Raw genomic sequence first — 16,975 nt, 5'->3', positions numbered from 1 at the left:
TACGTGGTGGGCGAGGACGATCTCGACCCAACGAGTCTTCGCGCCGCTCTGGCAGCCCAGCTTCCCGACTACATGGTGCCATCACGGACGGTGATACTGGATCGCTTGCCGCTGACGCCGAATGGCAAGGTCGACCGCAAGGCGCTGCCGGCGCCCGACGCGCTGTCGGCCGCAACTGAGCGCGTGGCGCCGCGTAACCCCACTGAGGTGAAGCTTGCTGCGATCTGGGCCGATCTGCTCAAGCAGCCCGACGTCGGCGTCACCGACAATTTCTTCGAACTCGGCGGCGACTCGCTGGTCGCCGTCCAGGTGGTCGACCGCATCAAGCGGGAGTTCGGCTGCGAACTGCCGCTGCGCCGCCTGTTCGAGATGACATCTGTTGAAACCATGGCGGCTGAGCTCATTGTGCTGCAGCCGGACAGCCTGATCGAGCAGCGCGCGGGCGATATCGCCGCGATGTTCGACATGCTCAAGGAAGTCGAGTTTTCCGATGACTGATACTGCCGCCTCGCAAAATGCTCAGTTGCTGGAGATTTCGCGGCGCCTGATGCGCCTCGATCCGGCCAAGCAGCAGGCCTTCCTGAAGCAGCTGGCGACCAAGGGCGTCAATCTCTCCATGCTGCCGATCCCGCGCCTGGAGACAACGCGGGCGCCGTTGTCGTTCGCGCAGACGCGGCTCTGGTTCCTGTGGCGGATGGATCCGGCGAGTGCGGCCTACAACATGCCGGTGGCGGTGCGCGTGCGTGGCCGCCTCGATGTCCCTGCGCTGCAGCAGGCCTTCGACGAACTGGTACGCCGGCACGAGTCGTTGCGCACGGTATTTGGCCAGGACGGCGACCAGGTCGAGCAGATCGTCCAGGATCCGGTGGCCGTCGCGATCCGGCGTGTCGCGCTCGGGGGAGATGACCGCGAAGCACAGGCGCGCCGGCTGGTGCGCAGCGAGGCGGCGGAGCCGTTCGATCTCGCACGCGGGCCGCTGCTGCGCGTTGCACTGCTGGCACTCGGCGAGGACGATCACATTCTCGTTGTCACGCTGCATCACATCATCGCCGATGGCTGGTCGATGGGCGTTCTGATCGAGGAATTCTGGCAACTCTACGACGCCCATGCGCAGGGCCAGCCGGCGGCGCTGCCGGCGCCTGCTGTTCAATATGCCGATTATGCGTTGTGGCAGCGTCTCTGGGCCTCCGCCGTCGACGGTGAACGCCAGCTTGCCTACTGGACCGAACGACTGGGTGGCGAACAGGTGCGGCTCGAACTGCCGCTCGATCGTATCAGGCCGGCGGAGCCCGATCAGCGCGGCGCCGTGGTGCGCCTGGCACTCGATCCGGCATTGGTGGAGGGCATGCGTCAGCTGGCGCGCGCGCAGCGGACCACGCTGTTCACGGTGCTGCTGGCCGGCTTCAAGCTGCTGTTGCGCTGCTACACCGGCCAGTCCGACCTCAGTGTCGGCGTGCCCGTCGCCAACCGTCATCGCGACGAGACGCGGCGCATGATGGGCCTGTTCGTCAACACCCAGGTGCTGCGCAGCCGCCTTGACGGCCGGCAGTCCGTGACTGACGTCATTGCGCAGGTGCGCGACACCGCGGCGGAGGCGCAGGACAACCAGGACCTGCCGTTCGAGCGTTTGGTCGAGGTGCTGCAGCCGCAGCGCAGCCTGAGCCAGTCGCCGCTGTTCCAGGTGCTCTACAACCACCAGCGCCGTGGCGCGACGGCGCCGCCGACGCGCACCGGATTGACCATCGAGAAACTCGGCGCCGAGATCGAAACGGTGAAGTTCGATCTTGCCCTCGACACCGAGGAAAGCGCGGCCGGCGAGGTCTCGGCGATTTTCAGCTACGCCACGGCGTTGTTTGAAACCGCGACCATCGAACGGCTGGCGTCGCACTGGATCACGATCCTCAAGGCGATGGTGGCCGATCCCACCAGCGCCATTGCCGATATCGCGCTGCTGTCTGCCGATGAGCTCGCCGCCATCCAGGGTTGGAACGCGTTACAGCAGGAAACGGCACAGATAACCTATCCACCGGTGCATCAGGCAGTGGCACGCCATGCGGTCGGCACACCGGGAGCGCCGGCGCTGATATTCGGCGACGATGTCATCTCCTACGGCGAACTCGATCGCTGCGCCAATCGTCTGGCGCAGCGGCTGATCCGGAGTGGCGTTCGCCCCGGCGATCTCGTCGGCATCGCCGCACGGCGTGCGCCGTCGCTGGTCGCGGGCCTGCTTGCGGTGCTGAAGACCGGCGCGGCCTATCTCCCGCTCGATCCGGATCATCCGCCGGCGCGGCAGGCGCAGGCGGTGCGTGATGCCGGCGCCCGTGTGGTGCTCGCGAACGAGGGTGCTGCACTGGCGCTGCCGGACCTGCCTGATGTGGCCGTTATTGCGCTCGATGCCGCCGATCTCGCTGATGAGCCGGCGGTTGATCCAGCCGTCGCGGTTCATTCACAAAGTCTCGCTTACGTGATCTACACCTCGGGCTCCACGGGCATCCCGAAGGGCGTTGCGGTCGCGCATGGCCCCTTCGCCATGCATTGCACTGTGACGGCGCCGCTCTACGACATGGACCGGCAGTCGCGCGAGCTGCACTTTCTGTCCTTTACCTTCGATGGCGCGCACGAGCGGCTATGGACGGCGCTGGCTTGCGGTGCGGCGCTGGTGATGCGCGACGAGGAGCTGTGGTCGCCCGAACGCACCCTTGAAGTGATGCGCGCGCAGCGCGTCACCAACGCCGGCTTCCCAACCGCCTATCTGCAGCAGATCGCCGATTTCGCCGACTGGCGCGGCAATCCGCCGCCGGTGTCGCTCTATTCATTCGGTGGCGAGGCGATGCCGAGGTCCGGCTTCGACAAGGTCGCGCGCGCGCTGAAGCCGCGCACGCTGCTCAACGGCTACGGGCCGACCGAGACGGTGGTGACGCCGCTGGTGTGGAAGGTGGCCGCAGGCACCGGCTTCGAGGGCAGCTACGCACCGATCGGCCGTCCGGTTGGGGCGCGGTCGGCCTACGTTCTCGATGACGATCTCAATCTCGTGCCCGTCGGCGTGACGGGCGAGCTTTATATCGGCGGCGAGGGACTGGCGCGAGGTTACTGGGATCGTGCCGGACTGACCGCGGAGCGGTTCATTCCCGATCCCTTCGACGGGCCGGGCGGCCGGCTGTATCGCACCGGCGACCTGGCGCGGTGGCGCGCGGACGGCGTGGTCGAATATGTCGGGCGGAGCGATCATCAGGTGAAGATCCGCGGCTTCCGCATCGAACTCGGCGAGATCGAGGCGCGGCTGCTGCAGCAGGCCGGCGTGCGCGCCGCGGTGGTCGTGGCACGCGAGGCTGGCGCAGCGCGTCAGCTGGTTGGCTACGTCTCGGGTGACGCGACGCTTGATGGCGTTGCATTGCGCGCGGCGCTGTCATCGCTGCTGCCGGACTATATGATGCCGGCACGGATCATGGTTCTCGATCGTCTGCCTGTGATGCCGAGCGGCAAGGTCGACCGGCAGGCGTTGCCGGAGCCGGAGGCGATTGCAGCGGGCACCGACCATGTGGCCCCGCGCACGGGCGTGGAGACGACACTCGCCGCCATCTGGGCCGAACTGCTGGGGTATGAGAGCGTCGGCGTCACTGATAACTTCTTCGAACTCGGCGGCGACTCCATCGTCTCGTTGCAGATGGTCAGCCGGGCGCGGCAGGCCGGGCTTGTGATCGAGCCGCGCGACGTGTTCCGTCACCAGACGCTGGAGGCGCTGGCACGGGCGGCAAGGACCGACGATAACGCGCAGGCCGGAATGGTTGCGGAGCAGGGCCTTGTCCAGGGCGCGCATCCGCTGTTGCCGATCCAATTGCGGTTCTTCAGCGAGGACGCCGGTGAGCGGCATCACTGGAATCAGGCGGTGCTGCTGCAGCCACGAACTCGGCTGGATTGGGCCGTACTGGGCCAGGCGCTGGCGGCGGTGGTCGATCACCATGACGCGCTGCGGCTGCGCTTTGTTGAAACCGATGGCGTGTGGAGTGCCGCGCATGGCGCGGCACCGGCGGTGTCCGAGCTGTTGTGGGTCCGCGACCATATCAGGAATGCGGCCGAGGTCACGGCGGAGGCCGCGTCGGCGCAGGCAAGCCTGTCGCTGTCGTCAGGTCCGCTGCTGCGCGCGGTGGGCATGGATCTGGCCGATGGCAGCCAGCGGTTGCTGGTGGCGATCCATCATCTGGTGGTCGATGGGGTCTCCTGGCGGGTGCTGCTGGAAGACGTCGCGGCGGCCTTTGGACAGCTGGCGTCCGGCGCTGCGGCTGTCGCGCTTGCGCTCAAGAGCCAGTCGTTTGCTTCCTGGGGCGCACGGCTGCAGGCTCATGCAACGACGCAACAACTTGCTGCAGAGCTGCCATACTGGCAGGCGCGATCATCTGCGACGCTACTTCCTTGCGATCGCGATCACGGCGGCATCGATCGTGTCGCCGATGCCGAGGACGTCTCACTGCTGCTGGACGCCGCGCTGACGGCGCGGCTGCTCAGGGACGCGCCATCGGCGTATCGCACCCAGGTCAACGATCTCTTGCTGGCGGCGCTGGCACGGGCGGTGCGGCAGTGGTCCGGGCTGGACGAGGTGCTGGTCGAGCTGGAAGGCCACGGCCGCGAGGACGTGTTCACAGACGTGGAGATCACACGCACGGTCGGCTGGTTCACCACCGCGTTCCCGGTGCGGCTCGCGGGCGGGTCGCTGGACGATGCGACGCTGATCAAGACGGTCAAGGAAGAGCTGCGCGGCATTCCCGGCCGTGGGCTGGGGTATGGCGTGCTGCGTTATCTCGGCAGCGACGAACAGCGGCAGGCGCTGTCGTCGATCGCCGACCCCAAGATCGTGTTCAATTATCTTGGCCAGTTCGACGGCAGCCTCAGTGAGGCATCGCCGTTTGCGGTGGCGCGCGAAAGCGCGGGACCCGCACACAGCGCGAGCGCGCCTTTGAACCGGTGGCTCAGCATCAATGGCCAGGTGCGGGATGGGCAGTTGCGGCTGTCGTTCGGTTATGGCCGCAAGCGTTACCGGCGCGAGACCATCGAGGCCTTTGCGGAAGCCTATGGATTGGCGCTGCGGCAACTGGTGGAGCATTGCACCGGCGGCGCCTGCGGTGTGACGCCGTCGGACCTGCCGCTGTCGGGGCTGAGCCAGAGCGAGCTGGATGTGCTGAGCCTCGACTGGCGCGCCATCGAGGACGTGTATCCGTTGTCGCCGATGCAGCAGGGCATGCTGTTCCACGCCCTGCGCGACGGCGAGAGCGGCATCTATGTCAACCAGGTCGCGGTCGAGATGCGAAATCTCGACCCGGCAAAATTGCAAGCGGCCTGGGAGGCGGTGAGCAGCCGCCATGCGGTGCTGCGGACCGGTTTTGTCTGGCAGGGATTGTCTGGCACCGCGCAGCAGGTGGTGTATCGCCAGGTGCAGGTGCCATTCGTCGAGGAAGACTGGCGGGAGCGCGCGGCGACGCTCGACCGCGCGGCGCTGTCTCAGGCCCTTGCGGAGGCCTCGCGCGCGGAGCGGGCGCAAGGTTTCGACCTGTCGCGGCCGCCGCTGCAGCGGGTGCGGCTGATCCGTCTCAGCGACAACAGCCACTGGCTGATCTGGACCCATCATCACATTCTGCTTGATGGCTGGAGCTCGGCACGGCTGATCGCGGAGGTGATGCAGCACGAGGGCGGCGGCGCGCTGCCGGCGGTGCAGGGACGCTATCGCGACTACATCGGCTGGCTTGCAGCGCGTGACCGCGATGCATCGGCAACATTCTGGCGCGATGCGCTGGTCCGGCTGGAGGAGCCGAGCCTGCTCGCCGATGCGCTCGCTGGCGGCGAACGCGCGGATACCGATCGCGCCGGCCATGGCTCGTTGCCGCTGTCGATCGATGCGGAGTTGACGCAACGGCTGCAGGCGTTCGCCCGACGCGAGCGGGTGACGCTGAACACGCTGGTGCAGGGCGCCTGGGCGCAACTGCTGCGGCGGTTGACCGGGCAGAGCGTGGTCAGCTTCGGCGCCACCGTGTCCGGGCGGCCGACGGAACTTGCGGGCTCCGAGGAAATGGTCGGCCTGTTCATCAACACCCTGCCGGTGGTGGACGGCGCAAGCCCGTTGACCACAATCGGCGCCTGGCTGCGTGACCTGCAGGAGCAGAACCTCGCTTTGCGCGATCATGGCTGGACGCCGCTGAACGAGATCCAGCGTCTCGCCGGCCGGCCGGGACGGCCGCTGTTCGACAGCATCCTGGTGTTCGAGAACTATCCGGTCGACCAGGCCTTGCGCGGCCGGGATGGCGAGACCCCGCGTTTCGGCCGGGTGGAGCATGTCTCCTTTACCAACTACGCCATGACGGTGGCGGTGTTCGCTGCGGCCGAGACCATCAATCTCGGCTTCCGCTTCGACCGCAGCCGGTTCGACGAAGCGCAGGTGGAGCATGTGCAGCGCAGCTTCCGCCATCTGCTGGAGCGCATGGCCGATGATGCCGAGCGGGCGCTGGGCGAACTGGGGTCTCTGGAGGGAGCAATCGCGCGCCAGGTGCTGGCCTGGAGCGGTAACGTCGACCAGCTGCCGCCGGCAGCATCCGTATTCCGCGACGGCATCGTGGCCCAGTTCGAGGTCCACGCCGCGCGAACGCCATCGGCGAGGGCGCTGGTGTTCGGCGAAACCAGCGTCAGTTATGGCGAACTGAACGCGCGCGCCAATCGCCTGGCGCGGCGGCTGCAGGCGCGTGGCATCGGCCCCGACCAACTGGTCGGCCTGGCGCTGGAGCGTAGTGTTGAGTTGATGGTGGGCGTGCTGGCGGTGTTGAAAGCCGGCGGCGCTTATTTGCCACTCGATCCGGATTATCCGGCGGAGCGGCTCGCGCACATGCTGCGCGACAGCAGCACATCGCTCCTCCTCGCTCATCGCGAGGTGGAGGATCGTCTTGCTTTGGTGCTGGCGGAGAGCGGTGTCGAAGCCTGGAGGCTCGACAATGAGCCATCGAGCGAGCAGGGCGACAGCAGCAACCTCGGTCTGTCGATCCATCCGGAGAGCCTGGCCTACGTCATTTACACGTCCGGCTCGACCGGCATCCCCAAGGGCACAGGCTGCAGCCATGGCGCGCTGGCGGGACGTCTCGGCTGGATGCAGGCGGAGTATGATCTCAGGGACAGCGAGACGTTGCTGCAGAAGACGCCGGTCTCGTTCGACGTCTCGGTCTGGGAGATGTTCTGGCCACTGGCGGTGGGCGCGCGGCTGGCGATCGCCGAACCCGGCGCGCACCGCGAGCCGCGGCGGCTGGTGGAGGCGATCCGCCGATACAAGGTGACCACGCTGCACTTCGTACCGGCCATGCTGGAGCATTTCATTGCCGAGCCGGAGTCGCGCCACTGCAGCAGCCTGACCCGGCTGTTCTCGGGCGGCGAAGCGCTGTCGACGGAGCTGCAGGCGCGGGTGCTGATGGCGTTCCCCAACGTGCGGTTCGACAACCGTTACGGGCCGACCGAAGCCTCGATCAACGCGACCTATTGGACCTGCCGGGACGACGGCCGTCGCGTGCCGATCGGGCCGCCGATTCCTGGCACGGTGACGCGCATTCTCGATGCCGATTTGAACCCGCTTCCGGCCGGTGTCACCGGTGAACTGTATCTCGGCGGCGTCGGACTTGCGCGCGGTTACCGGGGCCGTGCGGGACTGACGGCGGAGCGTTTCATTCCCGATCCGTTCGGTGGACCGGGGGATCGGCTGTATCGCACCGGCGATCTGGCGCGATGGCGGGCCGATGGCGTGGTGGACTATGTCGGTCGCAGCGACCACCAGGTGAAGATCCGCGGCTTCCGCATCGAGCTCGGCGAGATCGAGGCGCGGCTGTTGCAGCAGGCCGGCGTGCGCGCCGCGGTGGTGGTGGCGCGCGAGGCGGGCGCCTCGCGTCAGCTGGTCGGTTATGTTGCGGGAGATGACGCACTGGACGGCGCCGAGCTGCGCACGGCGCTGTCGTCCGTGCTGCCGGACTACATGGTGCCGGCGCGGATCATGGTGCTGGAGCAATTGCCGCTGATGCCGAACGGCAAGGTGGACCGCAAGGCATTGCCGGAGCCGGAGGCGATCGCTGCGGGGGCGGAGCATGTGGCGCCGCGCACGGCGGTAGAGATAACGCTCGCTGCGATCTGGGCCGCGCTGCTGGGGCAGGAGACTGTCAGCGTTTTCGACAATTTCTTCGAACTCGGCGGCGACTCCATCGTGTCGCTGCAGATGGTGAGCCGGGCACGGCAGGCGGGACTGCTGATCGAGCCGCGCGATGTGTTCCGCCATCAGACGCTGGAAGCCCTGGCACTGGCGGCGCGGACTGACCAGAACGCGCAGGCCGGGCCGGTTGCGGAACAAGGTCTTGTGGAAGGCCCGCATCCATTGCTGCCGATCCAGCTGCGGTTCCTCAATGCGGACGCGGGCGAGCGGCATCACTGGAATCAGGCCGTGCTGCTGCAGCCGCGGGCGCGGCTGGACTGGGCGTTGCTGGGCCGGGCGCTGGCGGCGGTGGTCGAGCATCACGATGCGTTGCGGTTGCGGTTCACCGAGACCAACGGCGTGTGGAGCGCCGAACACGGCGCGGCGCCGGCGATATCCGAGCTGCTGTGGGTGCGCGGCGGCGTTGCCGACAGCGCTGCGGTGACGACGGTCGCCGCATCGGCACAGGCCAGCCTGTCGCTGTCGGGCCCGCTGCTGCGGGCCGTGGGCATGGATCTGGTCGACGGCAGCCAGCGGCTGCTGGTGGTCATTCACCATCTTGTTGTCGATGGCGTGTCGTGGCGGGTGCTGCTGGAGGACATGGCGGCGGCCTACGGGCAATTGTCATCTGGTACGGCGGTCACGCTGCCGCCAAAGAGCCAGTCGTTTGCCTCGTGGGGCACGCGGCTAGAGGCCTATGCAAAGACCGATGATCTCGCTGCTCAACTGCCGTACTGGCAGGCGCGGGCGTCGTCTGCGGTATTGCCTTGCGATGAGGATCACGGCGGGATCGATCGCGTCGCCGACGCGGAAGACGCGTCGCTGGTGCTCGATGCGGCACTGACGTCGCGGCTGCTCAGGGATGCGCCGTCGGCGTACCGGACTCAGGTCAACGACCTGCTGCTGGCTGCGCTGGCGCGGGCGGTGGGGCAGTGGGCCGGGCTCGACGAGGTGCTGGTCGAACTCGAAGGTCACGGCCGTGAGGATATCTTTGCGGACGCCGAGATTGCGCGCACGGTGGGCTGGTTCACGACTGCCTTCCCGGTGCGGCTCAAGGGCGGTGCGCTGGACGATGCGGCACTGATCAAGACGGTCAAGGAGGAACTGCGGAGTATTCCCGGACGCGGTCTCGGTTACGGTGTGCTACGTTATCTCGGCACCGACGAACAGCGGCACGCACTGTCCGCGATCACTGATCCCAAGATCGTGTTCAACTATCTCGGTCAGGTCGACGCCAGCGTAGGCGAAGGCTCACCGTTCAGCCTGGCGAGCGAGAGCGCCGGGCCGGCGCGTAGCCCTTCCGCGCCACTGGCGCGCTGGCTGAGCATCAATGGCCAGGTGCGAGAGGGGCAGCTGCGGCTGTCGTTCGGTTATGGCCGCAAGCGCTACCGTCGCGAGACCATCGAGCGGCTGGCGGAGGCTTATGCGGCAGCACTGCGCCAACTGGTGGATCACTGCACCGGCGGCGCCTGTGGTGTCACCCCATCGGACGTGGCACTGTCCGGCTTGAAGCAGACCGAGCTCGATGCGCTGCAGCTCGACTGGCGCAACGTTGAGGACGTGTATCCGCTGTCGCCGATGCAGCAGGGCATGCTGTTCCACGCGCTGGGGGACACTGAGAGCGGACTCTACGTCAATCAGGTCTCGGTGGAGGTGCGCGGCCTCGATGCTTCGAAGCTGCGCGCCGCCTGGCAGGCAGTGAGCGGCCGTCATGCGGTGTTGCGGACCGGGTTTGTCTGGCAGGGACTGTCGGGGGCGGCGCAGCAGGTGGTGTTCTGCCAGGTCAGTGTGCCGTTCATCGAGGAGGATTGGAGCGAGCGGGCGGCCACGCGCGATCGCCGCGAACGCGACGCAGCGCTTGCCGAGGCATCCCGTGCCGAGCGAGCAAAGGGATTTGACCTAGCGCGCCCGCCGCTGCAGCGGGTGCGGCTGATCCGGCTTGATGACGACAGCCACTGGCTGATCTGGACCCATCATCACATCCTGTTCGACGGCTGGAGCTCGGCGCGGCTGATCGCCGAGGTGATGCAGCACCAGGGCGGCGGCGCGCTGTCGGCGGTGCAGGGGCGTTATCGCGACTACATCGGCTGGCTTGCGGCGCGCGACCACGCCGCGTCGACGCTGTTCTGGCGCGAGGCGCTGGCGCAGCTGGAGGAGCCGAGCTTCCTCGCCGATGCGCTGGGCGCGCCGGCCGATGGCTCAAACACCGGTCATGGTTCACTCCCGCTTGCGCTCGACAGCGATCTGACCGAGCGCTTGCAGGCCTTCGGCAAGCGCGAGCGGGTGACGGTGAACACGCTGGTGCAGGGCGCCTGGGCGCAGCTGCTGCGCCGCTACACCGGCCAAAGCGTGGTCAGCTTCGGTGCCACCGTGTCGGGGCGGCCGGTGGAACTTGCCGGCTCTGAAGAGATGGTCGGCCTGTTCATCAACACCTTGCCAGTGGTTGATGCCGCAAACCCGCAAGGCAAGGTCGGCGCCTGGCTGCGCGACCTGCAGGAGCAGAACCTCGCCTTGCGCGAGCATGGCTGGACCCCGCTCAACGAGATCCAGCGTGTGGCGGGGCGCTCCGGCCGGCCGCTGTTCGACAGCATCCTGGTGTTCGAGAATTATCCCGTCGATCAGGCGCTCAAAGACAAGAGCCAGCGCGTCTCGGCCGGTGAAACCAGGATCGTCGAAACCAGCAACTATCCGTTGTTCGTCAGCGTGGCGCTGGGTGAGCAGTTGCGGCTGGTGTTCAATTATCAGCTCCAGCATTTCGACGCCGCGCAGATCGCGCGGCTGCAGAACGCGCTGGTACAGTTGCTGGATCAGCTCAGCCGCGACGCCGAGCGGCCGCTGGGCATGATCGCGACCCAGGATGCTGCGGACCGAGTGCTGTTGGCGAAAGCCAATGCGACGGTCGACGCGCGTCCGCGGACGAGCGTGGTGGCACAGATCGAAGCACGGGCGGTATTGCATCTGGATGCGGTGGCGCTGGTGTTCGGCGACGACCACGTCAGCTATGGCGAACTGAATACGCGGGCCAACCGGCTGGCGCGGCGGCTGCGCGCCCATGGCGTCGGCCCGGATCGGCTGGTGGGCCTGGCGCTGGAGCGCAGCCCCACCATGATGGTGGCGCTGCTCGCGGTGCTGAAGGCCGGCGGGGCCTATTTGCCGCTCGATCCGGATTATCCGGCGGACCGGCTGGCGCACATGCTGCGCGACAGCGGCGCCGCGCTGGTGCTGACGCAGCACAGCCTGTCGGACCGGCTGGCTCCGATGCTGGCCGGCGCCGGGGTCCAGGCCTGGATGCTCGACGATCCGCAACAGGCTGGCAATCTCGATGGCAGCAACCTCGATGTCGCGATCCACCCGGAGAGCCTGGCCTATGTGATCTACACCTCCGGCTCCACCGGCCAACCCAAGGGCGTAATGGTGCGTCACGACGCGGTGACCAATTTCGTGGCCACCATGGCGGAGCAGCCGGGGATTACAGCGAACGATCGTGTGCTCGGTCTGACCTCGCTGTCGTTCGACATCGCGGTGCTGGAGCTGTGGCTGCCGCTCACCGTCGGCGCACGTATCGTGCTGGTGGACCGGGCCGCGGCCCATGATCCGGCCAAACTGAAGGCGATTGCGATCGACGAGGCCGTCACCGTGATCCAGGCGACACCGTCGACCTGGCGGATGCTGGCCGACCACGAGGGAACGCCGCTTCCCTCGACCTGCCGGGTGCTGTGCGGCGGTGAAGCTTTGGCGCCGGATCTGGCGCGACGGCTGGTGGCGCAGGCCGGCGAGGTCTGGAATGTGTACGGGCCGACCGAAACCACGGTGTGGTCGGCGCGGCATCGGCTCGACCCAAGCGACGATCGCCCGCGGCTGGGCGGTCCGATCGGCAACACCACGCTGCACATCCTCGACGGTGATCTCAACGCTGCGCCGGTCGGCGTGGCCGGTGAACTCTACATCGGCGGCGAGGGACTGGCGCGCGGCTACTGGCAGCGCGGCGGGCTCACCGCGGAGAGGTTCATCCCGGATCCGTTCGCAACCAAGCCCGGTGAGCGGCTCTACCGCACCGGCGACCTCGCGTGCTGGTGTGCCGATGGCGTCATGGAATATGTCGGACGCGCGGACCACCAGGTGAAGATCCGCGGCTTCCGCATCGAACTCGGCGAGATCGAGACGCGGCTGCGGGCTCAGACCGGCGTGCGCGATGCCGTAGTGGTCGCGCGCGAGGCGGGGGCCGGCCGGCAACTGGTCGGCTATGTCACGGGCGAGGGCGATCTCGACACCACGAATCTTCGCGGGGCTCTGGCGGCGCAACTGCCGGACTACATGGTGCCGGCGCGAATCCTGGTGCTGGAGCGGCTGCCGCTGACGCCCAACGGTAAGGTCGATCGCAAGGCGCTGCCGGCGCCGGAGGCGCTTGCGGCGACAGCCGAGCGCATCGCGCCGCGCAATCCCATCGAGCAGACACTTGCCGTCATCTGGGCCGACCTGCTCAGGCAAGAGGTCGTCGGCGTCACCGACAACTTCTTCGAACTCGGCGGCGACTCCATTGTGTCGCTGCAGATGATCAGCCGCTCCCGCCAGGCGGGGCTGGTGATCGCGCCGCGCGATGTGTTCCAGCATCAGACCCTGGAGGCGCTCGCGCTGGTTGCGCGCGCAGACGAGCGGCCGACCGTGGTGCAAGCCGTGCAGGCGCGGGGCGCGCTCTCCGGCCTGAACGAGGCGCAGCTTGCCGCCCTCGATCTCGACGGCCGCGGCATCGAGGACATCTATCCGTTGTCGCCGATGCAGCAGGGCATGCTGTTCCATGCGCTGCGGGATGCCGGCAGCGGCATCTATGTCAACCAGATCAGTGTCGAGATCCGCGGCCTCGATGTCGACCGCCTGCAGGCGGCCTGGCGCGAGGTGACCGCACGTCATGCCATCCTGCGCACCGGCTTCCTCTGGCGTGAACTGCAGGGATCGCCGCTGCAGGCGGTGTACCGCGAGGCCCAGCCCGCGATCACGGTCGACGACTGGCGTGGCCAGTCCGTCGACGAGGCGCGCATCAAGACGGCCGTTGCCGGTGAGCGTACCGGCGAATTCGACCTGTCGAAGCCGCCGCTGCAACGTGTCAGGCTGCTGCGGCTTGACGAGGATCGCACGCGGCTGATCTGGACCTACCATCATATTCTGATGGACGGCTGGAGCTCGGCGCGTTTCATCGCCGATATCTTCGCCAGCTATGACGGCACGCCGTCCGCGGCAACGACGGCGCATTACCGGGATTACATTGCGTGGTTGGCGCAGCAGGATGCCACGGACACCGAGCGCTTCTGGCGCGAGCAACTGCAAAGCTTCGACGCGCCAACCCAGCTGGCCGACGCGTTCGGCGCCCAGCCTCGTTCTTCGGCTGGTCATGGCCGCTGCTACACCCGGCTCGACCAGGAGCGCACCTCCGTGCTGAAGGCTTTCGCACGGCGCGAACGCGTCACCCTGAACACGGTGATCCAGGGTGTCTGGGCGTTGCTGCTGCGGCGCTACAGCGGCCAGCCCACGGTGACCTTCGGCGTCACCGTGGCGGGCCGTCCGGCGGGACTCGACGGCGCCCAGGAGATGCTGGGTCTCTTCATCAATACGCTTCCGGTGATTGAAACCCCGCCGTCGGAGGTTGCGATCGGTGACTGGCTGCGCGCGTTGCAGCAACGCAATGCCGCGATCCGCGACTACGAGCAGACGCCGCTTTACGAGATCCAGGGCTGGGCCGGCCGCGCCGGCCAGCCGCTGTTCGATAGCATCATCGTGTTCGAGAACTATCCCATCGAACGCGGCATGCTGGAGCGGGGCAATCACGGACTGACGTTCAGCGGGCTGAGCAATGTCGACGTCACGAATTACCCGATGGATCTGTCGGTGCTGGTCGAGGACGTGCTGCAGGTCGAGTACACCTACCTGAACAGTCACTTCAGCGCCGAACAAGCCGAGCAGATCCGGACACAGTTCGAGCTTTTGCTGGAAACGCTGACCGGCGATGCGTCCCTGATGCTGGACCGGATCGATCCGGTGACGGCCCGGGACCGGCAATTTGCCGACGCCTGCAACAGCCACGCGACGCCGCTGGTTGCGACACCGATGGTGCATGAAGCGATCGCGGCCCACGCCACGCGCGATCCCCAGGCGGTCGCGCTGATCATCGGCGCCGATGAAGTTCGTTATGGCGATCTCGACCGCCGCGCCAACCACCTGGCACATGCACTGATTGCAAGGGGATTGCGGCCCGAACAGCGGGTCGGAATCGTGGTCGAGCGCACGCCTGCGACCATGATCGCATTGCTGGCGGTGCTGAAGGCCGGTGGCGCTTATGTGCCGCTCGATCCGGACTATCCGGTGGAGCGCCTTTCATACATTGCCAGCGATGCCGGGATCTCGCTCCTGCTGACCGCGCGTGCCGTCGCGGGCCTCACCATCCCTGACGGTGTCACGACCATCCGGCTCGATGGCTTCGATTTCGAGGCCGGTCTGGATCACGCGCCACAGCCGGCGTTGCGCACGGAAAACCTGGCTTATCTTATCTACACGTCCGGCTCGACCGGGCAGCCCAAGGGTGTGGCGGTGACGCACGGGCCGCTGGCAATGCATTGCCTCGCAACCGGCGCTCTTTATGAGATCGACCAGAGCTCCTGCGAGCTGCACTTCCTCTCGCTCGCCTTCGATGGCGCCCACGAGCGCTGGCTGACCGTGCTCACCCACGGTGCGCGATTGCTGATGCGCGACGGCGAGCTCTGGACTCCGGAACAGACCGCCGACGCGTTGCGGGCGCACCGCGCCAGCCATATCGGCCTGCCGCCGGCCTATCTGCAGCAACTGGCCGACTGGGTAGAGCAAACCGGCAATCCGCCGCCAATGAAGCTCTATTCCTTCGGCGGCGAAGCGATGCCCAAGGCCGGGTTCGACAAGCTGAAGCGGGTGCTGAAGCCCCGCATCATGATCAACGGTTATGGCCCGACCGAGACCGTGGTGACGCCGCTGGTGTGGAAGGTTGGTGCCGATGAGAGCTGCGATACGCCGTATGCTCCGATTGGACTGCCGGTCGGTGATCGCTGCGCCTATATCCTCGATGCCGCACTGAACATCGTGCCCGCCAGTGTGGCCGGCGAGCTTTATCTCGGCGGCTCCGGGCTCGCCCGCGGTTATCACGGCCGTGCTGCGATGACATCGGAGCGTTTCGTGCCGGATCCGTTCGCCATTGAGCCGGGCGCGCGGCTCTATCGCACCGGCGATCTTGCGCGCTGGCGTGCCGATGGTGTGATCGAATATCTCGGCCGCACCGACGACCAGGTCAAGATCAACGGTTTCCGGATCGAGCTCGGCGAAATCCAGACACGCCTGCTTGATATCACCGAGGTTGCGCAGGCCGCGGTGGTGGCGTTATCAGCCGCAGCCGGCAGCCAGCTTGTGGCTTATGTGGCGCCAAAGGACAGCGCGCAGGCCGCAGGCGAGGGCGCTGAGCGTTTCGCCGCGCGGCTGACTGATCATCTCCGTCAAAACCTGCCGGCCTACATGGTGCCTGCGCGGATGATGGTGCTGGAGCGCCTGCCGGTGATGCCCAGCGGCAAGATCGATCGCCAGGCGCTGCCGGCGCCTGATCTGGTGCAGACACAAGCCTTCGTCGCGCCGCAGACGCCGGCCGAGATCGGTTTGGCGCGGCTGTGGGCCGAGATCCTGAAGCTGCCGGAGGTTGGCGTTACCGACAATTTCTTCGAGCTCGGTGGCAACTCGATCCTCAGCCTCAAGGTCGTGGCGCGGGTGCGCCAGGACAAGACACTGGGTGTCGAGATCAAGCTGCGCGATCTCCTGCAGAAGCCGACCATTCGCGAGTTGCTGGGTGGAGCTGACGCGGCGACCGCGGCAGCTCCAACGAAACCGTCGGCGCTGTTGCCGCTCAATGCGGCCGTCACCACCGCGCGGCCGGTGTTCTGTCTGCACGGCGGCTTTGGCACGGTGTTCGATTACGACCGGCTGGCAACGCGTCTGGACGGACGCCGGCGGGTCTACGGCCTGCAGTCGCGCATGCTGATCTCTTCGTCATGGAATGATCCATCGCTTGCGGCCATGGCCGTCGACTATGCGGCCGAGATCCGCCGCGTGCAGCCGCAGGGGCCTTACACGCTGGTCGGCTGGTCGCTCGGCGGATTGCTGGCGGCGTTGGTTACGGCGGAGCTGGAACGAAGCGGCGCCAGTGTTGACTGCCTTGCGCTGGTGGACAGTTTCGTGCCGAGCAATAAGACCACGACGGCAACCGGTCCGGCGGCCACGCACTGGTCCGACGAACTCGCCGGCTTGTTGTCGGCAATCCTTCCGGCGCCGGTGGTTGCCGGCGTCAGGCTGCGGGCAAAAACACTGCGGATGGCCAATACGGCGGAAACGCCGGAGGCGATCCAGCAGGTCATCACCCAGGCGCTGGAGGATGGCGCGCTGTCGCCGGCTCTGCGTCAAGGCCTGCCCGGTGCAGACGATATCGTGCGGGCCTTCGCCGTCGGCCGGCACCTGCGCGATCTGGCCCAACAGGCCTCGCTGCCGTCGTCTCTGAAAGCGACGGCCCGCTGCTGGTGGACTGCCGGTCGTCTCGACGCGCGAACGCGCCTCGAGGCCGTGATGGTCAACGCTAGCGACCAGGGTGTTGTCGGCGACGACCATTTCGGCATTCTCAAACATGCGGCGTGGCTTGACGCGATCGACGTCTTGCTGCGGCCCGAAACCGGACCGGCTGAAACGCGGTTCAGCATGCCCGAACCCGCGGAGTGA

The 16,975-nt window shown here is 67.1% G+C and carries 2 protein-coding genes (1 of these 2 only partly in view); both read left to right on the top strand.

Annotation, left to right across the window (positions count from 1 at the left end; genetic code table 11):
* Positions 1–498 carry the end of a non-ribosomal peptide synthetase gene (locus tag RS897_RS34935; protein WP_315833219.1) on the top strand. 7,389 nt of this gene lie to the left of the window's left edge, so only the last 498 of its 7,887 coding nucleotides appear in the window; its start codon lies off the left edge, out of view; it ends in the stop codon at positions 496–498.
* Positions 491–16,975, top strand: a complete 16,485-nt coding sequence (locus RS897_RS34930) for a non-ribosomal peptide synthase/polyketide synthase (RefSeq protein WP_315833218.1) — start codon at positions 491–493, stop codon at positions 16,973–16,975. The genes RS897_RS34935 and RS897_RS34930 overlap by 8 nt, the downstream gene beginning before the upstream one ends.

The organism is Bradyrhizobium prioriisuperbiae (assembly GCF_032397745.1).
In the GTDB taxonomy this organism is placed as follows: Bacteria; Pseudomonadota; Alphaproteobacteria; order Rhizobiales; family Xanthobacteraceae; genus Bradyrhizobium_A; species Bradyrhizobium_A prioriisuperbiae.
The sequence above is the reverse complement of the archived record's forward strand: the minus strand, read 5'-3'. Positions and strand labels throughout refer to the sequence as shown.

Coding starts and splice junctions, on each gene's coding strand:
- RS897_RS34930 (WP_315833218.1), top strand. CDS start 491: ATGACTGATACTGCCGCCTCGCAAAATGCTCAGTTGCTGGAGATTTCG.